This is a genomic window from Gracilibacillus salinarum (assembly GCF_022919575.1).
GTDB lineage: Bacteria > Bacillota > Bacilli > Bacillales > Amphibacillaceae > Gracilibacillus > Gracilibacillus salinarum.
Window position 1 is genome coordinate 2649850 of record NZ_CP095071.1, and the last position, 20880, is coordinate 2670729.

General features: G+C 36.1%; 30 protein-coding genes and 1 pseudogene. 1 reads left to right on the forward strand and 30 read right to left on the reverse strand.

Going from position 1 to position 20880, the window contains the following annotated elements; translation table 11 throughout:
• Positions 1-416: 416 nt before the first annotated feature.
• The 8 genes from MUN87_RS12220 to MUN87_RS12255 form a co-directional block, all read right to left on the reverse strand.
• Positions 417-854 carry a VOC family protein gene (locus MUN87_RS12220; protein WP_244740480.1) on the reverse strand — a complete coding sequence of 146 codons (438 nt, stop codon included), beginning with the start codon at positions 852-854 and terminating at the stop codon, positions 417-419.
• A gap of 262 nt (positions 855-1116) precedes the next feature.
• A complete protein-coding gene (gene vanY / locus MUN87_RS12225; protein ID WP_244740482.1) occupies positions 1117-1992 on the reverse strand; it encodes a VanY-A/VanY-F/VanY-M family D-Ala-D-Ala carboxypeptidase in 876 nt (291 codons plus the stop codon).
• A gap of 129 nt (positions 1993-2121) precedes the next feature.
• Entirely contained in the window at positions 2122-3222 is a 1101-nt protein-coding gene (locus MUN87_RS12230; RefSeq protein ID WP_244740483.1) for a sensor histidine kinase, read from the reverse strand.
• Positions 3215-3910 (reverse strand): vancomycin resistance response regulator transcription factor, VanR-F/VanR-M family, encoded by a 696-nt coding sequence (gene vanR / locus MUN87_RS12235; protein WP_244740485.1) that lies wholly within the window; start codon positions 3908-3910, stop codon positions 3215-3217. The genes MUN87_RS12230 and vanR overlap by 8 nt, the downstream gene beginning before the upstream one ends.
• Positions 3911-4889: 979 nt before the next feature.
• The gene (locus MUN87_RS12240; RefSeq protein WP_244740487.1) at positions 4890-5309 is read right to left on the reverse strand and encodes a hypothetical protein; all 420 of its coding nucleotides are present in this window, start codon (positions 5307-5309) and stop codon (positions 4890-4892) included.
• A gap of 83 nt (positions 5310-5392) precedes the next feature.
• The gene (locus MUN87_RS12245) at positions 5393-5680 is read right to left on the reverse strand and encodes a hypothetical protein (protein WP_244740488.1); all 288 of its coding nucleotides are present in this window, start codon (positions 5678-5680) and stop codon (positions 5393-5395) included.
• A gap of 3 nt (positions 5681-5683) precedes the next feature.
• Complete coding sequence (locus MUN87_RS12250) at positions 5684-6289, reverse strand: GNAT family N-acetyltransferase (protein WP_244740490.1); 606 nt, start codon at positions 6287-6289, stop codon at positions 5684-5686.
• 46 nt (positions 6290-6335) lie between these two features.
• Positions 6336-6758, reverse strand: coding sequence for a hypothetical protein (locus tag MUN87_RS12255; protein WP_244740492.1), 423 nt, complete (start codon positions 6756-6758; stop codon positions 6336-6338).
• Between the two features lie 222 nt (positions 6759-6980).
• Between MUN87_RS12255 and MUN87_RS12260 the strand changes: the two genes are divergently transcribed.
• Positions 6981-7616 (forward strand): alpha/beta fold hydrolase, encoded by a 636-nt coding sequence (locus tag MUN87_RS12260; RefSeq protein WP_244740494.1) that lies wholly within the window; start codon positions 6981-6983, stop codon positions 7614-7616.
• 62 nt (positions 7617-7678) lie between these two features.
• Here MUN87_RS12260 and MUN87_RS12265 read toward each other — a convergent pair whose 3' ends face one another.
• The 22 genes and pseudogenes from MUN87_RS12265 to MUN87_RS12370 all read right to left on the reverse strand — a co-directional run bounded on the left by MUN87_RS12265 (position 7679) and on the right by MUN87_RS12370 (position 20449).
• On the reverse strand, positions 7679-8332 hold the full coding sequence (locus tag MUN87_RS12265) for a YesK family protein (RefSeq protein ID WP_244740496.1): 654 nt from the start codon (positions 8330-8332) through the stop codon (positions 7679-7681).
• Positions 8333-8458: 126 nt separating this feature from the next.
• The gene (locus tag MUN87_RS12270; RefSeq protein ID WP_244740498.1) at positions 8459-8857 is read right to left on the reverse strand and encodes a disulfide bond formation protein DsbD; all 399 of its coding nucleotides are present in this window, start codon (positions 8855-8857) and stop codon (positions 8459-8461) included.
• 65 nt (positions 8858-8922) lie between these two features.
• Positions 8923-9147, reverse strand: coding sequence for a DUF3953 domain-containing protein (locus MUN87_RS12275; RefSeq protein WP_244740500.1), 225 nt, complete (start codon positions 9145-9147; stop codon positions 8923-8925).
• A gap of 76 nt (positions 9148-9223) precedes the next feature.
• Complete coding sequence (locus MUN87_RS12280; protein WP_244740502.1) at positions 9224-9457, reverse strand: hypothetical protein; 234 nt, start codon at positions 9455-9457, stop codon at positions 9224-9226.
• Positions 9458-9532: 75 nt separating this feature from the next.
• The gene (locus tag MUN87_RS12285) at positions 9533-9940 is read right to left on the reverse strand and encodes a hypothetical protein (protein ID WP_244740503.1); all 408 of its coding nucleotides are present in this window, start codon (positions 9938-9940) and stop codon (positions 9533-9535) included.
• A 440-nt stretch (positions 9941-10380) separates the two neighbouring features.
• Complete coding sequence (locus MUN87_RS12290) at positions 10381-10806, reverse strand: YrvL family regulatory protein (RefSeq protein ID WP_244740505.1); 426 nt, start codon at positions 10804-10806, stop codon at positions 10381-10383.
• A gap of 51 nt (positions 10807-10857) precedes the next feature.
• Complete coding sequence (locus tag MUN87_RS12295) at positions 10858-11130, reverse strand: DUF4190 domain-containing protein (protein ID WP_244740507.1); 273 nt, start codon at positions 11128-11130, stop codon at positions 10858-10860.
• A gap of 79 nt (positions 11131-11209) precedes the next feature.
• The gene (locus tag MUN87_RS12300) at positions 11210-12055 is read right to left on the reverse strand and encodes an SDR family oxidoreductase (protein ID WP_244740508.1); all 846 of its coding nucleotides are present in this window, start codon (positions 12053-12055) and stop codon (positions 11210-11212) included.
• Positions 12056-12162: 107 nt separating this feature from the next.
• The gene (locus tag MUN87_RS12305; protein ID WP_244740510.1) at positions 12163-12705 is read right to left on the reverse strand and encodes a hypothetical protein; all 543 of its coding nucleotides are present in this window, start codon (positions 12703-12705) and stop codon (positions 12163-12165) included.
• Between the two features lie 114 nt (positions 12706-12819).
• A complete protein-coding gene (locus MUN87_RS12310; RefSeq protein WP_244740512.1) occupies positions 12820-13236 on the reverse strand; it encodes a hypothetical protein in 417 nt (138 codons plus the stop codon).
• A gap of 284 nt (positions 13237-13520) precedes the next feature.
• Positions 13521-13823: pseudogene (locus MUN87_RS12315) on the reverse strand (cytidine deaminase); the annotation flags it as partial.
• A 258-nt stretch (positions 13824-14081) separates the two neighbouring features.
• Positions 14082-14984 (reverse strand): M23 family metallopeptidase, encoded by a 903-nt coding sequence (locus MUN87_RS12320; protein ID WP_244740513.1) that lies wholly within the window; start codon positions 14982-14984, stop codon positions 14082-14084.
• A gap of 122 nt (positions 14985-15106) precedes the next feature.
• On the reverse strand, positions 15107-15292 hold the full coding sequence (locus MUN87_RS12325; protein WP_244740515.1) for a hypothetical protein: 186 nt from the start codon (positions 15290-15292) through the stop codon (positions 15107-15109).
• A 207-nt stretch (positions 15293-15499) separates the two neighbouring features.
• Positions 15500-15781: a hypothetical protein gene (locus MUN87_RS12330; RefSeq protein ID WP_244740517.1), complete on the reverse strand. Its 282-nt coding sequence runs from the start codon at positions 15779-15781 to the stop codon at positions 15500-15502.
• 177 nt (positions 15782-15958) lie between these two features.
• A complete protein-coding gene (locus MUN87_RS12335; protein WP_244740518.1) occupies positions 15959-16741 on the reverse strand; it encodes a helix-turn-helix domain-containing protein in 783 nt (260 codons plus the stop codon).
• A 251-nt stretch (positions 16742-16992) separates the two neighbouring features.
• Entirely contained in the window at positions 16993-17400 is a 408-nt protein-coding gene (locus tag MUN87_RS12340) for a hypothetical protein (protein WP_244740520.1), read from the reverse strand.
• 329 nt (positions 17401-17729) lie between these two features.
• Positions 17730-17993 carry a P-loop NTPase family protein gene (locus tag MUN87_RS22450; protein ID WP_369413926.1) on the reverse strand — a complete coding sequence of 88 codons (264 nt, stop codon included), beginning with the start codon at positions 17991-17993 and terminating at the stop codon, positions 17730-17732.
• Positions 17994-18036: 43 nt separating this feature from the next.
• Positions 18037-18333, reverse strand: a complete 297-nt coding sequence (locus tag MUN87_RS12350; RefSeq protein ID WP_244740522.1) for a YolC/YozM family protein — start codon at positions 18331-18333, stop codon at positions 18037-18039.
• Between the two features lie 364 nt (positions 18334-18697).
• Positions 18698-18919: a DUF3953 domain-containing protein gene (locus tag MUN87_RS12355; RefSeq protein ID WP_244740524.1), complete on the reverse strand. Its 222-nt coding sequence runs from the start codon at positions 18917-18919 to the stop codon at positions 18698-18700.
• A 112-nt stretch (positions 18920-19031) separates the two neighbouring features.
• The gene (locus MUN87_RS12360; protein ID WP_244740525.1) at positions 19032-19364 is read right to left on the reverse strand and encodes a MazG nucleotide pyrophosphohydrolase domain-containing protein; all 333 of its coding nucleotides are present in this window, start codon (positions 19362-19364) and stop codon (positions 19032-19034) included.
• A 365-nt stretch (positions 19365-19729) separates the two neighbouring features.
• A complete protein-coding gene (locus MUN87_RS12365) occupies positions 19730-19834 on the reverse strand; it encodes a putative holin-like toxin (RefSeq protein ID WP_369413927.1) in 105 nt (34 codons plus the stop codon).
• 282 nt (positions 19835-20116) lie between these two features.
• Entirely contained in the window at positions 20117-20449 is a 333-nt protein-coding gene (locus MUN87_RS12370) for a DUF3221 domain-containing protein (protein WP_244740529.1), read from the reverse strand.
• Positions 20450-20880 lie beyond the last annotated feature (431 nt).

Genomic DNA, 20880 nt, shown 5'->3' on the forward strand with positions numbered 1-20880 from the left:
AATACTCTTTTCTTCAACCTTACTTGTCTTTAAAAAAGTTTATATATTCCTCTGTGCTACTCAACTTCACTAAAAGCGGATAGATAAGTAAAAGAATAGCAATCAGAACAGGCAATAAACAAAGCGCTGCTGTTAAGGATAAATCAAATATATTGGGTATGAAAATCATAAAAAAAGTAACAATGGCCGTTAAAAGACCACCTTTATTTTTTGACTTCTGCGTTTGATATTGCTTTTTTCCACATTATTGGCAAATCATCGCTGGGTTCAAGGTAGATGTCTTTTTAACTGTTTGTTTCCAACTCCATATATTATTGCAAATTTCGCAGGTAGGCATTTTTCACCTCTTCTTGTTCTATAAAATAACTCATATTCTGGAGCACCGATGTTCCGTTAAAGCGCCCTTTAATTGAAGCTTAAATGATCAACATGTTTGAGTCATCGAATTCCCAATTCGATCCGTAAGCAACCTCCCAATAATACCCATCAGGATCAATGAAATATCCTCCATACCCTCCCCATGAGAGTTTTTGCGGTTCCTTAACAACCTGGGCACCAATTTTTTTAACTGATTGAAGAATATCATCAACCTCCGTTTCAGATTTCGCATTATAAGCAAGAGTCATACCCGAGAAGCCTCCTTTTGATAATTCGGGAGGATTTTCCTCATTGATATCCTTTGCCAATTCTTCGATTGGAAATAACTCTAACTTTGATCCCTCATTATTAAAGAACACAATAACGGGTTTTTCCTCATCACCTGTGACCGATCCTTCAAAACCGATGTCGCGGTAAAATTTAAGTGATTTTCTAATATCTCTTACGCCTAAAGTAATGAGATTAATTCTATTCATACAGACATCCACTCCTTTAAGTATGCTCATTAGAAAAGAGTTCGACAAACAAATAAACTTTCCTTTTTTGGGTGCAAACTTTCTTTGATATTGATAATACTTTACAAGGAAAAGGGCGCCTCTTATTCCAGATAAGCACCCGTTTGATGAACTCTGATGGAAAGGCAATAAATATTATAACTCCACCACCAATCTGATATAATTAAATAAAGATGGTGATTGATATTGAAATCAACTTAGTGCCGTTACTATTGCACGCCTATCAGAGAAACACTGTCACAATCACACCATCCATATTGTTGCCTGATATCTCATAATGAAGTTTGGAAGGTACCTGAATGGTCATATTTTTATGAACAGCATAATAAGAGATCTGATATTTTTTCCCTTTCACACTAACAGAAATGACTTTTTCTTCTTTTAAGTAATCCAAATATTCTTCTAGAACGAAATTCTTTTCTTTCATAATCGCACTGTGCGGCAAACCAACATAGCGGATATGCCACGGTTCATATTGAATGCCAGTAATGTCCGTTTTATCCTCTGGATAGCGTAAAATGAACCCGTATTCCCAAGCATTTTCTTCTATCCACTCCCCTTCAGGTGCTTTAGCCATCGGTGTTTGAGTGTTTCCTACATCAAGCGATAAGCCCAAATTATGTTCGCTATATCCTGCTGGCAAAGCTGTACCAGAGCCCTTTTCTTGATAAAGCTGCCTTTGCTCATCAAAGTCCCGATAGCCACTGGTAATCCAGAAATTATCAACTCCACCTTTGTCTGCAGCAGCAACCAATTCCGAAAATTCACGTGCTATATCCTCTGACAAATACGTATCGTTATATAACAATCCGTATCCCTTTACCAATTCATTGTGCTTAAAAAGATTGACGACATCTGATTTAACACCTTCTTGGCGAACAGGATATTCACTATTGACTAAAAGCAGATTACCTTGATAGATTTGTTCTTCGATAACTTTAAGTTTTTGGATATTATCATAAGCACTTCTATCCTCTTCCTGATCATACCCTTGTACTTCTACGCTTGGTATATCTTCTCTTGATTCAAAAGAACCTCTATTTACGAAAACGACACACAAGCTCACTAGTAATAAAATTAAACATCCCCACTTCTTCATTATTTAGCTTCCTCCTATTTATTTCTCTTTGCTTAAAAGAATAGCGAAAACTTCTTAAAAAAAGAGTGGGGTAAATTTTAAATTTTTCTTAAATCAAGTATCTGAAGTTATTCTATCTTCATTATTTCGTTAAGTTTCACCTCTCTTTGGTAATCGAACTTCAAATACTGTCTGTAGTAGACTGCTTTGAGCAGTAATTGATCCACTGTGTTGCTCCACAATATTCTTCGCAATGAACAATCCAAGGCCAGTGCTATTTTTCTGTAGAGTTCTTGCTTTGTCTCCAGTATAGAACATATCAAAGAGATGTGGGAGTTCTTTCGGAGGAATACTATCTCCATAATTCACAACTTGTACAACCACTTCCCCCGACTCCATATAGCCGTTAACATCTACAAACTGACCATCGTATCCATGCCGAGCCGCATTGATCAAAAGATTCTCAAACACACGTGCTAGCAGCTCTCCGTCACCGGTAATAGGTAAGTTAGGAGTCATATTCATGCGAGCGATCAAATCATTTTTTGTGAAGACAGGATATAATTCTTCTTTCAATTGATTAAGAAGGTCACGTAAATTAATGTTATTTTGATCAATTGGCAGCATGCCGTAGTTCATTCTCGTTATTTCAAATAATTCATCAACAAGACCTTCTAAACGTTGAGATTTGGTAAAAGCAATTGTTAAAAAATGTTTAACTTGCTCATTCGTCAAATTTTCATCCTTAAGGATTAAATCCAAATAGCCTAATACAGAGGTGAGCGGTGTACGCAGATCATGAGCTAAATTGACAACTAACTGATCTTTACTGCTTTCCGAGAATTCCCCTTTTTCAGTTGCCTGTTTCAATTTTTCACTAGCTAAATTAATATCCTGCGCAATATCGCTGAATTCATCATCTGAAAGGATTTGAACACGGTGATTAAAGTCGCCTTGTGCAAGATGGTGAATTCCGGTAGAAATATTATTAAAATAGGTCACGTAGCGCTTCGTGAGTAAAAAGAAAAACAATATCGAAAGTGGGATAAATATTAGTAAAAAAAAGTTAATGTCTCCAATTTCTCTAATAATTTGACGGAAATTGGCTAATGGACTTTTATAATCAACAACCTTGTAATAAAAATATTGAAGAGTTTTATAAATGATATACGTGATAGAACCCGACAGAAGCATACTTAAGCCTAGTGTTATAATCATTTTGGAACGAAAACTTTTTGTGAATTTAACCATTGAATGAATACCCCACGCCCCACACAGTTTTAATCCATTTGTGTGTTCGTTTATCCTCTTTTAGCTTTTTTCTTATTGTACGAACATGGACCATAACGGTATTCCCATCCTCAAAATATGCTTCGTCCCACACCTGCTGAAAAATATTTTCCACACTGTAAACCTTCTTGGGATGACTGGCCAGCAGATACAAAATATCAAACTCTTTTGGCGTTAGCTCAATGTCCTCATCATATAGTGTAACCGTGCGTTGATCAGGGGAAATCACTAATCCGCCAAAATCCAGTTGCGTTTTATTATCCTTTTGGGGTTGATTAAGGTTTAGAAAGCGTCGCAATTGAGCATTTACTCGAGCAACCAATTCAATCGGGGTGAATGGTTTAGTCATATAATCATCTGCTCCAATTACCAGACCCTGTACTTTATCAAAATCAGAAGTTTTAGCACTCAAAAATATGATAGGCATATTATGCTGTTCGCGAATGCGACGGGCAACTTCATAACCATCCATTTTTGGCATCATAATATCCAAAATCAGCAATTCAATGACCTGATTCCCGACAATACGAACAGCCTCTTGTCCATTCGATGCTTTAAGACACTGGTACCCTTCTTTTTCCAAATGAAAAGCAATTAGATCAGCAATTTCCTCCTCATCATCAGCAATTAATATGGAAATATTCTTCATATTTACACCCCTAAATAAAGTGAGACTTCAATCAGTGGGGGGTTTGACCCCCATTGATTGCTAGCGAAACTTATCAGGAAGTTATCGTCCGTTTATCCCCCACTTAGCTTCTTATTTGTCTCTCGAATCTTAAAGTGGGGGTATTACGGACGGTTAGCGCCGTGATAAAGTTTCGTATACAGGTACTATTCCTTTTCTATTATAACTTTACTTTTTCCAAAAAAAAATGGACTTATTGTAGGGCTTAAATAAACACAGCTCTTCAACTAAACATCCCTTATCTTCATTACAAATCCTTAACCATATTATCGACAAATACCGTTTTTTTCTTCAAGTGCTAGCTTACAATATAGCCCAATGAATGCACGACGGGCGTACTTCGCATTCCATTTTTGCGCCCGTTAATTGAAGAGGAGGGGTTTCCCATTTATGTTATTGACCAGTAGCAAATGATTCTGTAAGTTCACTAACCTCTTTGCTTATTTCCTTATAACGAGTCCAATGTAAATTCGGTAAAAAAATTTCTGGACTTAAATATTTCTTTTTTGTTTTCTTCATTATTTCCTATGGCCCGCTTTCTTTTTTAATTCCATCTTACCGTTCGAGTTAATCCCTGGAAATGAGCCTTAGAAGTATCTTTCAACCCCTTCGTTAAAATCTTTCCCCCATTTCAGTGAACTGCTCTATAGTGACGAGTCCTTTAAACTCCTCTGATGTCGCCTCATTATATTGATATGTATTCGTCTTCATGCCAAAGTGCGATAAAATTCTCAGGATTTACTTTCATACCGTTTCCTCCTCATGTTCGTTCATATATCTATTTACGTACGAATCTCAAAATAGTTGCAAAATAATGATAAACGAACATATGATCGGTATATAATTAAGCTGTCCCCGTTTGTGACACAGCTCCACACCTTCTATCCTCTGACATTACAGTCCGAAACGGCATCGATTCTTGCATAAATACATACTATTGTTACTTAAATTCATCTAGCATCTTTCTCAACACTTCTGTACTTTCAGAAGAAACAATATAGCCCTCGCTTTCATGACCAATATACATCAAAGTACTTTCCTGCCCTTCATTTCCAAGTATAAGATGTAACCCGTGCGTCTCCCCGTTCTCATAACGTACCAATATGTCGTAGTCTGGTTGATTAGATACAGCTTGTGTTTGGCTGTTTGCATGTTTTATTACTTCTTCAAATTCCGACGTAAGCTCTCCCTGCTCGATTGTCGTAAAATAATGTTCATTCAAACCGCCATAGCCATCAGATTCTGAGATGGAGACCGAAGAAACATTATCTAATAATGTCATCTCCTCGTTGGCCGATTGACAGGAAACCAATGGTAAAAAACAAATAGATAAGAATAGAATCAGAGATAATTGTTTCAAGATGCTCCTCCTACCTTCATTTTATATTTTTAATTGGACTCTTCTGCAAAATGAGCCACTTATTCCATATAAGTCGCAATCGTTTAACAAAAAGGGGTTAATATAATCCCTTGACGCTTTGCATAATCATTGACCAGCTTTATTAATGTATTCTTATGTATGGATTTGGAATGATGAATCTCTCTTTTTCCATCTATTTCATATTCATCATAAATAATAAAGTTTAAGTGGTCCATCTTTTTTATAACAAATCGATTACCTTCATATTCTCCACACCTAATATTGAAAGAGTAGATAAAATCAATGATACCGTCATAAAATTCCTGATCCGATACTTCATCCTCCAAGAATGTTTGTATGAATGCTTGCATTTTTTATCTCCTTTCTCCATATCTTTTTTCTAATAAAGCGATCACTCTCTCTTTTACTGATTCCCATTCCGAGTCAATAATACTGTAAAATATATTATCATGAATAGAACCGCTCTCCTTGACTCTATGTTTACGAAAAGTTCCTTCTTTCACCGCCCCGATCCGTTCAAGCGCGTGTTGAGAACGTAAATTTTGTCCACTAACTGAAAATTGGACACGAATGACTTGCAGTTCTTCAAAACAATACTGCAGTAATAATAATTTACATTCGGTATTGACCTTGGTTTTCCAAACTGATGGTGAGAGCCACGTCCAGCCTATCTCCACATTACGATTACCAAAATCAATATCACCAATTCTAGTTGTTCCTATTACTTTGCCTGTCTGTTTGTCCTTAACAACAAAAGGTATTTGTTCCTTTTCCTTTTTCTTATTAACAGCATCCGTTACTATTCGTTCTAAATCATCTATTGTTCTAACGTTTCTCCAGGTATAATTCCATACTTCTGGACTTTTTAACGCTTCAAACAATACATCCTTATGCTTCCATTCAAGTGGCTCAAGAGAAATATATTTACCTTCCAGAACTATGTTAGTTTCCATTTTCATAGATTTTGTCTCCTTATCATATAACTTGCATTACCACCCGTTCTCATCATGCAGAAAAAAAGTTACGCACAGACTGAGGTAACCACAGCAGCCCAACCAATATGACATGAACAATATTAGTAACTATAATAATGCCATAGAACATCGGACCAGCTGTCCATGAAGCAAAACTCCCCAGTGTGGCGATCAACAGCACCAACGTTAATCCAACACGAGCCCATTTGCCACGACTGCGTATCATGACAGACAGCCAGATCGTCAATCCTATAAAAAGTGTGTGAATTCCTGCTACGAAAATACCTACTATAGGTACAGCAAATTCGATATCTTTGTTGGAAAGTGTGGGCTTGCTTTGAACGATCACAGTTCGTAGAAAATCAAGATTCATTATCATGATGGCAGGTATACTCGCATAAAGAAGTTCAAGCACGATTAATATGGGTAAGAACAGACGAAGTGGTGCGGGCATGAGAGTACTCCTTTTTTAGCTTATTATGGTAGAATAAAACTATCATTTCATAAAGTGAGACTTCAATCAGTGGGGGGTTTGACCCTCACTGATTGCTAGCGAAACTTATCAGGAAGTTATCGGCCGTTTATCCCCACTTAGCATCTTACTTATCTCTCCGAAACTTGAAGTGGGGGTATTACGGACGGTTAGCGCCGTGATAAATGACGGAGCGTGTTGCGAATGAATTATATATTTGTCCATGGACTTGGTCAAAATTGGTCGAGTTGGAATAGTACCACTGATCATTTGGATTTTGCTTCAAACGTGTACTGCCCAGATTTATTCTCTCTTCTAGGTACAGATGAGCCTACCTATCACAACTTGTATCAATCTTTTTACGCATATTGCGAAAATTTCCAAGACCCCATTAATTTATGCGGCCTTTCTTTAGGTGCCATTCTATCTCTACATTATGCGATCGATCGACCAGATAAAGTAAACTCACTGGTCTTAATTGCTGCACAATATAAAATGCCTAAGCTACTACTAACCATCCAAAACCTTATGTTTTATTTTATACCTAAATCTGTTTTCCTTAACATGGGGACTAATAAGCAGCAATTTATCGGATTAATCAAATCTATGAAACAATTGGATTTCACCAATAGATTAGCAGATATACAATGCGATTCCTTCATAATGTGTGGAGAAAAGGATTTCGCCAATAAACGCGCAGCAAAAAATTTAAGTCAAACGATCGAAGGTGCTCGTTTTGTCGTGGTAGAAGATGCGGGACACGAATTAAACACAGATAATCCTGGCAAGCTTGCGGAACTTGTTACTGAATTTTGGGGAACAGACTGTCATAAAAACTAGTGATTTTTCAATGCCCTTTCACACTGATGTTATTGTACGTGAAGGTCCTTATGATAATGTTTCTAATTATAAGAATCGATAACTTCTCCTTCCGTTGTTTGGACTTTTAATGGCTCAACTATTTGATCGACGCCTATTTGAATGTAGGGTATGTGATTACTTTCACCACCGTCAACTATTTCCAAAGTGATTTCAGTACTTCCTATCGTATCAACATTTTCCACTTCAACTTCTTTTCCTGTAAACGCTTTACCTAAATTAATGTGAATTTGTTTTTTACCTTCAGATATGGTGGAAACTTTATAGTAGCTCTCAAAAGATTGATTTTCACTAGATGTAAAGCCTTCATCAACCACCCAATAATTATCATCAGTGTATAAAACCAATCCTATAGTTGCAAAAAGAATCACCGGTGCTATGACTAAAATCCCTTTATCTTTCTTGTTCCATTGTTTATCACCTATTTTATTAACGATAAATGGGAGGACTACGGTTCCAATGACTGCTATAATTAGAATACCTGCTCCTAATATGCCGTAAGCCATTCCTTCAAATCCGCCAACTTTAATAAGCCCATAAGCTGTTACTCCTAGACAAGTTAAGAAGGTAACGATTGGTGCTAAATAGAATTTACCTTTTTTCTTAGACGCAATCAAAGTAAAAACAAAAATGATTAGTCCAAAAAACATTCCAAAGAAAATAATTACAAACAACATAGACACACCCCCGCGTTTGTTAGATGAAAAGTGTTACCAAACGGTCCATAAACAAAATAATAATCGCATCGATGATAAGAGAGATCACTTGCGCATGGGTATCTGACGTTCAAACGTCACACTTTTCTATTTTATAACGTTCAAATCCCTTGTTACTTTATAAACCACACTGCCGAAGGTAAACTTAACAGGATATATGGAAAGAATCACAGCAATAAACGCGATGAATGTCTTTATCCCTCCCGTTAGGTGTAAGAGATCGTTTATTAAATAATTAGCTAATTGAATAAGAGTAAATGCGATGCCTACTGACACAACAAATGCAAACAGGATTAGAAGCATTTGACGTATGGACATTTGTTTTATCTTCTGTATTTTTTTAATGCTGCCATCGTTAATGGAAAAAGAAACAGACGCCATCGGGATTAATAATAGGTACCAGCTGGAATAGCCAAACCCTATCCACGACACAGCCATTCCCAAAAGCAGGACCCAGCCGAATATATGAAAGATTTTTTTATTCACTTAACCACTCCCATAAACAAATGGATATTCAGTTCGTCCATTAATCAGTTACCGCGCCTAACGCTTTATAACATATAAGTGCCAACGAATAGACTAAATCCAGCTGCAAGAAAACAAAAAGCAGCAATTGCCCTATTCTTTTGGAAATTTTTTATTCCCAAAGCTAAAATCGTTAAACCTAAAAGTAAGTTGAGATAAGGCTGAATTCCATATTCACCAGCTAGTAAACTATAAATCGATCCGGAAATCACTGCAATGGACGAAAGGGCTATTATTATGTTCAACAACAATATACAATCCCCTACCTTTGAAATCTTGAATTGTTTAGAAAAAACACCTAAGTCTGAAACAAATTACATACATCTGCTATTCTTTAACTTTGTTAAAACGTTGAATAAAATACATAACGATAATTGCAACAATCGAAATTATAATGGAATAACGAGTTATGGTGAAGAAAAATTCAGGATAGGGAATAATTACACTCGAAGTCATGCCATTTACATCCGTCGTATTCCAGCTCCTCGGTTTAAGTGCAAACAACAAAAAGAACGAAACAATAAAAGTATATATTCCAGTTTTCACTATACGTTTTTCCATTGAAATCACCTCTAATTCAATAAATTGTTTCACTTTCATTAGCGTCTTTTTATCGTAGATTAAGCAAAGATACGTTTAATACCTTTCAATAATGATTACATCATCTAAAGGTGTAAGATACTTCCTTCCCCCTAATGTAAATTTAGCATCTTGAACATCCATTTCTACGTATTGAACAACTTCATTATCTTTCATGAAAACGAACAAATATATATCATCTCTAAAATCTATACTACTTGGGTCACTAAAATGAACACCTAATTGTTTATCTATGCTTTCTTGAGAACTATAAGGCGGGATCAGAAAACCTTTATCCCAGTCAAAGTCAGTTAAAGTATTCATACTAATTTCAGTATTACTTTTATCTTTCACTATAAAAAAAACCGATTCCCTTAATTCTTCATTATGGGGCACTTTATTCAGGGTGCAATATGTTAGTAATAGTAATAACAATAGGAAGACGAAAAAAATTATTCTCTTCAAATTAAATCTCCTTCTATAAGATGGCTAATAAGAAACTATTATCCCCCCCTATACTTTAACATATTTATCCAAATATTAGTTTGTTAATATAGAATTAGCGTTGAAGAAAAGCCAGAGTTAGCCCTTGGCTTTTTCAGCATTGGGCGTCTAGAAAAACGATTAGTTTCCCCCCGATTTCTTAAGAGCTGGCAATCTAATAAACCAATTAAAAAATGTAGCAATGACTGAAATACCTAATATCTCTAATATGTACTGATCATAGAACGGTAGTGTGAGGTTCATGATCAACAAAACAACTAATATTGCTAAGAAAAACAAGAAATTTTTAAGCATTTATTTACCTCATCCAAGCTAAGAAACGTGTTTGTTCAACAATGTAGCTCCTGTTTTTGATTCAAGCTTCTTAATAGGTAACCTTGCCAGTTATTCATAAAAACTTCTCAAGCCGCTGCTTCTTTGTCTTTATTTTTTCCATCTTCAAATACCGACTCAATTAAGGTTAATATTATTATGATGACAAACTTTGCTCCGGGTGAAAGATTAATGCCGCTCATAAATGCATCCACTATAGAAATAACGAGTAAATTTGTCACAAATCCAAAAATGAACTGTATAACAAATGCCGGAACCTTTCCGCGCATTTTTTCAACAGATATATCAGCCATAGCACCAAAAATCAAATCAACCGGCAAACCCAAAATACAGATACTTATCACAAAAAGAAGTAATGACCAGATTGATGAATACTGGACATTAAATATTTCAAAAAGTCCGGTTATTACCAGGAAATAAACCCCCATTAAAATTCCCATTATACATATAGAGAAGATTGTTATTCCGATTATGTTCTTTGTTTTTTCATTCATGGATTGATTAATCCCCCACTCCTTTAACAGCTCCACCGTCTTAACGCGGTATTAGGAAAATAGAAAAGAAGAGGCTATTATGTTTGATATAACAAGGAGCAGAATAAAAAGTTGAATATTAATCCCTGTCACACTACAGATTATTCCAGCTGTTGCCAATCCTTTACCACCCTCATTTGTGTTAACATTGACCCTTTTTGCTTTTCTAGCATATACTATTCCGATAACACCAAGCATTATTCCAATAACTGGTAGCACGATAGAAAGTATACCTAATGTTAATGATATTGTCGAATTACTATTAGTTTCCGTTACCGCAGTCATTTTGTCTCGCCCTCTCCCTCTAATTCTATCGATAATTTCGCCCGATTCAGTACAATACTTTTGCATTCACGTTCAATTCTTAAGATAACCCGCCAACCTCCTGCTCGCTCCACTTCCAAAGCTTTTCAGCAAGCGCTTTGTCCTTTGCCTTCGCTGGGATGGACGCGATTTGCCTTTTATAAAAATATTCCCCGCTGATATCGGTCACATCAGGGCTTGTTGCTAGATAAACAGCTGTGTCAGAGCCCTCTGCAGCGGTGAGAAAAAACGGCCGTAACATGGCATGAACAGTTTTACCAAATCCGTTCTTGCGATTAACGCCCAGATCTGTTGACACTGCACCAGGGTGAAGACAATTTGCTGTCACTGATGTGTTTTGAAGACGATCGGCTAGCTCACGGGTAAATAAAATGTTTGCCAGCTTAGATTGACTATAGCCCTTGACCACGTTGAATCTTTTGGTTAAATGAGGATCTTTAAAATGAATGTTTCCTGCTTTGTAGGCACCTGAGGAAACCGTGACAATTCTCCCTTGTTCCGCATTTTTCAATGGTTCCAGAAGCAGATTAGTCAGAAGGAAGTGACCGAGATGATTAACGCCGATCATACTCTCAAATCCATCAGACGTGGTTTCACGTTTCAGGCTGACCACCCCAGCATTATTGACCAGCACATCAAGTGTTTGATAACGCTGCTTAAATTGATCGGCGAAGCTGCGAATATTCTCCAAAGATCCCAAATCACATGTCATTAATTCCACACTATTCGTTTGGCTTTGCTGTTTGACATGCTGCAATGCTTTTTCCCCACGTTCACTATTTCGGCACGCCATGATGACGTGGTAGCCTTTTTGCGCTAATTCCATGGTCGTTGAGAGACCCATTCCTGAATTCGCTCCCGTTACGATTGCTGTTTTTTGTTTCAACTAATAACCACCTTTCTGTTTTGAGACAGGGGACGGTTTTTGTGTCCCATTTTCATCTTTTTTTAAAAAACATGGGACAGGGGACCGTTCCTTGCCCTAGACTCCCATCATTCTACATCGTTAGTATTACTGAATCCCAGTTTGTAAAAAAGCTTACCGCTCGTTAGTAAATAGAAACCTAACACTAAATTAATAACGGTTGTAACGAGATTCTGAACAATAAATTTTGTTTGTTCACTTGTGTCTATCGCGTTAACGGATGAAGTGAACATTATATTGGATATCAGTTGAAATGCTTTTGGGAGGGCATAGATAACTAAAACTAACCCTGCCATTTTCATAAATAAGAAGAACAACCAACCCATCTTGTCTTCATTTTTCGGATACATTTCGCGGAAAGCCAATTCAACAATGGCCTTTCCACCTTTAAGCAAATACATTCCAATAATAAAAAGTATGATCGGATACACTACTCGAAAGATAAGAGAAAATCGATAATAACTCAGATTGTTATTCGACATCATATCTGGTTGATTATAAACAGAAAAAAATTGAAAAACCACTGGAGTAATTTGAGTGAAACTCCAAATAATCGTAAGAACTCCGATAATTTTCAAACCAGATTCAAATAAAGCTTTAGGTTGAAACATCTGACTCCTCTCCTTTATTTCTCGATATAATGGCCTTTTTGAAGAGCGTCTGTCACTCCCCCACTGCGTCCGTTAGTTCCACATAATAAAGTAAGAATAAACACACCGCATACCTTACTTCTTTCGCCTAATTTCTGATTGCACATCCATGTCTAATTTAAAACTTTCTGTATTACCATTTCTTTTCACGGTTACCTTGACTTCTGTATTTTCGGTAACTTTTGCATTCGTTGTATTTGTTTTATTACTATCCCTGAGCGTACCATCTTCCGCTAATGACACACCACTTCTCGCAAAGCTTCCAACACTATCGACGCTATAGGTAATCTCTCCAATGGCGTCAACATCATCACCCATGTATTCAAGTACAAAATCCTGCGTTTCATAATCATCACTGGTTTGAGTAACTTTTAATTGGGCGGACCAGTTTTCTGTCTCTTCAGAAAAACGAAACATTGTGGAGTCACTTACACCACAGGCTGCTAGCAATAGTAATGAGCTTACCAATAATACCAAGAGCTTCAGGGGCATATTTGTCTCCCCTCCTTTATTACCTTTATATTACAACTTTATCTTTATCTTTTATTTTAAATATCTAATTTAGAAGGATAAATTGATTCATAGTCTTGTGCAATTGAAGCGTAGCAGTTACTCCTCAACCGTCCCATTTAAAAAAAGACCTTCTCTAAAATCATATTTATCATGTTTTACATTTAATGTAAGAGCAGGAATTGATGATGTTAAATTGTTAATTTCAATTATATTTGTTTCTTTCCATTCCAACACAAAATCATTTCCGCTTGGGCCTATCCATTCGGTCCCCAGTAAAATAACCTTTCCTGGCATACTCCACACGGGGACAATACTTTGAATTCTGAATGTTCATTATTACGTACTACGCATATTGAATGTGTTACTTTTCTTCCTATTTTATGTGCTTCAAGAATGGCACCTGTTTCTATACAGAGTTCAGAGGAAGCAACAATGACTTCAGGTGCTATACTTGTTAGAATGGTACCATCTTCTAATGAAACTGCTGCGGCACCGCCCCAATCAGAAGGATATTTTTCTTTGATTAATTCAACTGCTGAATCGTATAATTTGTTTTCTATATCCATTGTTATTCCCCTTAGTAAATAAGATTTGTAGCATTAGGTAAAAGCGCCGTTTAGATGTATATTTGAGTGTGATCATTATTCAAGAATGGCACCTGATCGGTGAATAGTAGATTATCACCTTAAAAAAACACACTTTTTACGATTTGATAAATAGCAATTCCAAGGACAACTCCCAATGTAGTACTCAACCACTTAGGGATTTTCTTTTTTGATTTGTTCACTCTTTACCTCCTTTTTCGATTTTGGTCACCATCTGCTTCAATTCCATACTAAGCTATTCCGCACAAGAAACCGGCCGTCAAATGTAATAGGCACACCCTGTCCATTTTTCACTGCGTGGATATGCAGGTGAGGCTCTGAGGTATTGCCTGAATTTCCTACGAGACCGATTGGTTGGCCTGCCTCCACCATATTGCCAGACTCGACGGTTGCACTGTCTTCCTGCATGTGAGCGATGAAGACGTTGACCTCATCCTCCTCACACTGAATCTGAACATAATTACCCTTTGGCTGTTCCGAATCTGTTTCAGGTGGATTCAAATCGGACATATCCGTTCGTACGTCCACCACCTCTCCTGAACAAGGGCTAACCAACTTTGCACCATAGATTTCATAGCGCTCCAACTCTTCAGGATAAACTCCCGCCGTTCTTACACCCAGCATGTTCAATTGGACCATATCCACCGCGTATTGCTGCTCTGGATGTGCGTGATGGTAATTAATCTGCGTGGAAGCCCCGCCGTGTCCAACATAAAAAGTGCCGTTTTGCAACGGGAATTCCAGTTCAATTGCTTTATCATTCGTGGAATAACCTGCAAAAATCGGAACATGGTAGAAAGCAAATACTAATGCCAGCAAGGAGCAGAAGGCAAAAGACAACTTGTCTTTCCCTGTATATGACCTTTCCAATGGTTTTGACCGAATTCCGCGCCAACTAATGTACAGGGCGATCATCAATAATACCGGCCACAAAAAACGCAAATAATAAATGGTCCAATCCCATCTTCCAGAGAAAAACACCCAAGAGATATAAAGGCTATACATGAAAGCTTGCAAAGCCCAATCCGTTTTCCCTTTAAATTTGCCTCTCAGCAGAGAAAGGATAAATATAATTGGTAAAATCAACTGAAAAATAACCAGCTGTATAATTGCCAACGTCACTTCATTCACCTTCTTTCTTTTGGTCTAGAAACTGATCAGTTCCTATTTATACCGCTAAATTGCGCTAGAAAACAAAAAAGACCTTTCCGGAGTAGCTCCCTTTTTCTATGCATCTCGTTTCCTTACTTTTCCTCTTTTTCTTTTAGGAATAATTTATCTCCAATCAAATAGCCGAACAATGCTGCTAGTGCTCCTATTAATATTGATATAAAAGAATTGGTTTCAGGAAAAAAGAATTCAGAAATAAAAATGATCGTTGCTACAAATAAACCTGCAAACAAAGCCCGGTCAATGTTTCCTATGTTCATATTAATCCACCTCAATAATGCTATCATTATACTAATACGTTTACATCTGCCAGAAGGTTTCATACTCGGATTCTCTTAAGGACGCGCACCTTTTAATCAAGGATGTCAGATTTTAACAAATAGGAAAATATCTAGATAAAGTGAGACTTCAATCAGTGGGGTATTACGGACGGTTGTAAGCGTGATAAATGATGTGTCAATAAGTTGTTATTTTTTACTTTTTCGTTCTAAAAGTACAGGTGCTATATTCAGCAGGATAGAAACAATTGTCACAAACCATAATACCCTTTCGTAGTTAGGTACTTCTCTTAAAGCTGCCCAATCTTCCTTTATTGCCCATTCTGATACAAGACTGTATTCTGCACAAAGTGTTAATGCTGTAAATGATAATCCCAGCGCCATTGCAAGTTTATAATCCTTTCCTGCCGTATACATATAAAGATTTATAAAAGTTACTATTATTGCAATAACTCCTAATATGATCCACATAACTATTCCTCCATTTTTCGGCCTTTTACCATATATTAATCCTAATCTAAATTTCGTACGTGAATAGGGAATAACGAGGAGCCAATATAAAAGACTCCTCTTAGATAGTAGAGTTACTGAACTATAGCGCCCAATAAAAAAGGCACAGAACATACCATATTGTGAAAATATTTATCTTTAAAAATCATCGAATTTTTTCATTACCTTTTGCTTAAGTCTAAAACTAAATCGACTTGTATGATTATCATTATTTACCAACAGTTGATACGCAGATAGAATGGTAAGAGTATACACTGACATATATAGACCAACAGCTATTAAAAGCACAAAAATCGGATAATATGGAACCAAGATTCCCATCTCTATTTTGTTCTCCAGGGCAAAAGCTAAAAATCCCACCGCCAGTAAACAAGCTCCAATTACCATTATTCCTGAATTTTTTCTTTTAAAGCCCTCGTATCTCATCTTTAGCTCTTTAAGGTAATTTGAATCAAACAATAATACTTCTTTCTTGAGAATTGTATATTGCCCTGTATCAAAACCTAATGTAGCAAAAGAAATGACCCCTAATGTGGCAATGACAATGATCAGGAGGACCCCTAACATTGAATTTGTCCCCATAATTAAATACGGTTCAAACGCCAATGCCAATAGCCCAAATCCTAACCCAATATGTTTAGCCGTTTTTTGTGTACTTAACAAAAAGCCTTCTGTCATTTCCCTGCTTACATAATAACCTTCTTCATTTCCTTCATTGTTCTCAACAGAATCCTTCAATAAGTAATCAATAGATACTTCAAAGATATTTCCAATCATTAAGAGCTTTTCTGTTTCGGGAAATCCTTGACCATTTTCCCATTTGCTTATTGCTTGTCTTGAAGTGTTTATTTTTTCAGCTAAAATTTCTTGAGAGAATCCTTTTTCTTTTCTAAGCTTAAAAAGTTTTTCACCAAATTCCATTCATTTCAACTCCTTTCATTTTGATAGTTATAGTGTATAAAAGCATTTCTTTTCTTTCTATCACGCAGCGAATGCACATTGTCAACTTGTGATTGCATTATTGATATACCATGCTTTTAAAGCCTTTTTCTTATGTATCTTTGAAAATAATTTGTTCGAAATTTGCGTTTGCATAAAAAGGGAGATGAAAAACATCTCCCTTTTTATTTAATGGAATATTATAATCAATGGATGAAGGTAAACCTGAATCTCTAAGATGCCAATAAGTAGCGAATCAGTCCCAATATGGCAAAACAAAATAAAACCGTGCCAGATCCTATACCAGTGATTGCACTGTTGGCAACTCCCCATTTTTTGGAGAGCCATGGGGATATTACCGTAATTGCTATTATAAGTATCGCTAACATATACAGACTGGGATCTTTAAAGATATCTACCAGCCAGAAAAAGTGAGTACCTACGATAAATGCAATCCACGGCGCAACATAATCCTTTTTTTTAATTCGGATCAACAAAAAAGCACCAAGGCCCGCTATAATAATTTCAGTGTAGAAAACAATTAAGTAGGTAGTGAACGTGTCCTTTTCTGACAAGGTACTAGCCGCATCCCAGTGTGTCACGCTTAAGTATACGCCAATCAAGCATACTAACATCGCCATTCCGGAAGCAATCCCAATATACTTGCGCCATTTTTTTCTAGGATTCTCCTGAGCCCAACCGAACCGAACCAAACAAAACTAAACATACCGAAAATCGCTGTGTACATCGCATAGTCTCTTATATATTCCAGCTCCACAATCCGACCCCTTCCTTTTTCTAGGGAATTAAAAAATTTAATTAGTTAAAGCTTGTAAATACGATTGGATTTCTTTCTTATTCGTCAATTTAATAATGTTTTTTTGAGAACTCATTCCTTGAAGTCTGGTTCTCATTATTTTTTTCTTGCGAGAATAGTAAGTAGTACAGATAAACTTAAGAAATTTGTATTCTAATTTTTCCTTGCACCCTTTCCCCATGTCAGATCTCGTTTTCCCAATGTTAAGAATCCAGCGTTTAATAACGCGTTACCACATAGATTTAAAGGAAGTTCCAAATAAATAATCATATTTGCATTCTGAACTCGAATGTCATATGTATTACTATAATTGCCCTCAAAAATCCATTGATCTAAAGTTACAATTTTCTTCTGATCAGCTGCAAATGTAGACTTCCCTACACCTGCTGAAACTCCAATCACCATAATGCGATTCATTGTACTGAACAACTCCCAATTTGCCCTCTTGTGAAATACGGATTTAATAAGTTATTCCTTTATTAGAAAACACTTCTATTTTATATTTTTCCATATCTTTTTTTGATAATCGGTTTTGTAAGTACTCTTTAATTTCTGGTATTTCTTTTTTATCGTAAACATCCACCCAAATTACAGAATCGGATTCACCTATCATAGTACTTTGCACATCATACTTTTCCCACACAGACTGTATAGCGCTTTCTGTACTATATGATTCTACGTGGTGCGACGATAACCCAAACGTTAATACAGCAGCTACAACAAAAATAAACATTCCCCACTTAATCTTTACAGCCATTCTTCCAACTCCTTTGCTTTTCCGTAACTTGTTTATTTATTTTTTAATTTTGCGTAATAAGTCTACCCATGATAATTTTTGGTTTTATTTTAATTTATTTCTATTCGGATTTCAGTACGTCAGTTAAGATAGTCTGAAGTAGTTAATTTTAAAACCTTTATCTACTTTATTTTCTCCTTTGAAAATAACTGAACTAATAATAGTTACAAGCAATACAACAATAATTGAAATAATGAAGCTTAGGATATCAACACTTCCTTTTTTTACTGCTTGATTAAAACATTATCATTCCGTTTCCCACAAAATGGGCTATGCACAATATTAATATATACGCAGATCTTTTTAAGAAAATCACCCGATAGCTTTACAATGTATAAATTCCAACGAAAAGACTAAATCCAGCTGCAAGAAAGGTAGTAAAAGCGATTGGTTTTCGTTCTTTAAATTCAACAACGCCCACAAAAAAGAGCATTAACCCTGCTAAAAGTAAAGTGAATGGCAATACATTTCCATTTTCGCCAACTATTAAACCATAACAGGAGAAAGAAACTACAACAATAGCCAAAATGATTCTAAGTATTTTCACCAGTGCTCCTCCTCAAAGAAATACATTCAAATACTCTATACTATGGATCTTATATATAGGATGGGCGCTGTTCTTTATTATGGGTATGCGCCCGTTTGCGGAACTTTTAAGGCTAATCTTCTTTATTTTGAACTGTTATAAATTCCTCTAAATTGGGAGATTGATTATATTTGATTGCTGCTTGTTTGTCTTTATAAATAATGGCTTTTGTTAAATCAATGTTATTTATGCTTGCAATAGCCACTGCATAATGTATGACGTCGACTAACTCATTTTCTAAGGAAGTATTTCCTGCATTTTTCTTTCGTCCCTCCAATTTATTTAACACCTCTGCTACCTCACCAATTTCTTCTACTAGTTTTATAAACAACCCAGTTGAATTACGTCCTTCTTTATATTTTAATGCTAGGTAGTTCTGTAACTCGTGCAATGTTAATTGATCCATGTTAGCCCTCACTTTTAATATTTTTTATCCACTATGCCACAAAATGGCCCGTTTGATGAATAGAAACTTCTCCTTAAATAGGCATAAAAATAACGCCATATACACGCTTCATTGCTTTTTCCAACCTTATCACCAATATAATTATTATGATTGCAACTGAAAAAAATGTATCTCATATTAACAAGCAAAAAACTGCGTTAATCTATTAAGCGGTTACAACTCTTTTTCATCCGCAAGCACGTTAATAGACATAGCGTATGTAATTGGTTTTTCATTCTATAATACTGTCTCCCAAGAAAAACAAGCCACTGTAACCCGCAGCAAAACACCACGGGCTACAGAAAAGCAGTTTTTAAAAGAATGATCTATTTCCTTTTCACCAAAGAAATGACCAAAGCGAGCAATGCGATCAAGAAAGCTCCAAAACTAAATAATAGGGAAAAACTTTCAGCTAGACTCATAGCTATCATTCCTTCCGTTAAGGGGATTTAGTCGACCTTTCCTTGAAAACATTATCCATATTTAGTATAACATAACAAATACAAACAATTATGCCTTTTTCAAGCGTTTCTCACAATAAAAATCTATGCTGCATATTTGGTTACCACACCAGGGTTTGAGAGAGAGCTCAAACAGAACGAAATGTACTTCACCTGTTAAAAAAGAGCGTATTTATAGATAACCATCACAAAAAAGCTCAGATCTGAATCCTGAGCTTCATTTTGTTTCAAATGGGAATGTAGAGAAGCTTATTATTTAGATTGGACCTTCTTAGCCTTAGCTTGCTCAGGATAGGAAGCAAGTACATCTCCATCAATCCATACTTTCACTTCATCCCCTTTCGACCATTCCTCTGCATGGTCATATGTTAAAAATATCAAAGAAATACCTTTTTCCTCTTCCTGTATCTCTGAAATGGATTTATCTTGTATCTCTTCATACTTGTCCAGAGAAAGATTCTTTGAAAGTACTATCTCATTCTCTGTTACTTCTAAAATAATACCTTCCATATCAGCATTGCCACACCCTGCGATTGAAATGCTGAACAAGATAACAGTAAAAGCAGTAATTAATTTTCTTTTCATTCGATGCACTCCTTCCCTTTATAGGATAAGACGAATTTAGCATTATTTGGTTTCATTATTTGATTCATTTGTTGTTCTAAGTTTTATGTAATAATGGTGACGGACTAAAGCAGCACCCCTATAGTCTTTAAGTTAAACTAAGGCTTTTTAAAAATAATAGAGATTACCTATGGGCAGGGAACTTTTTATGAGTTTGGTAAAGTGAGGCTTCTTCAATCAGTGTGACTATTACGGACGGTTAGCGCCGTGGCAAAAGATAGGAAACCATTTATAAAAGCTATTCCTTGCAGTATTGTCGGTTTCGAAACTACACAAGTATTAGCACAAGAGTCCCTTTGATATCCTTGGGTGGTCATACAATTGACTCTTATGGACGACTTTTACTCTTTTCTTTCTCAACTGTCCATAAGAATGGATTATACGATAGGAGA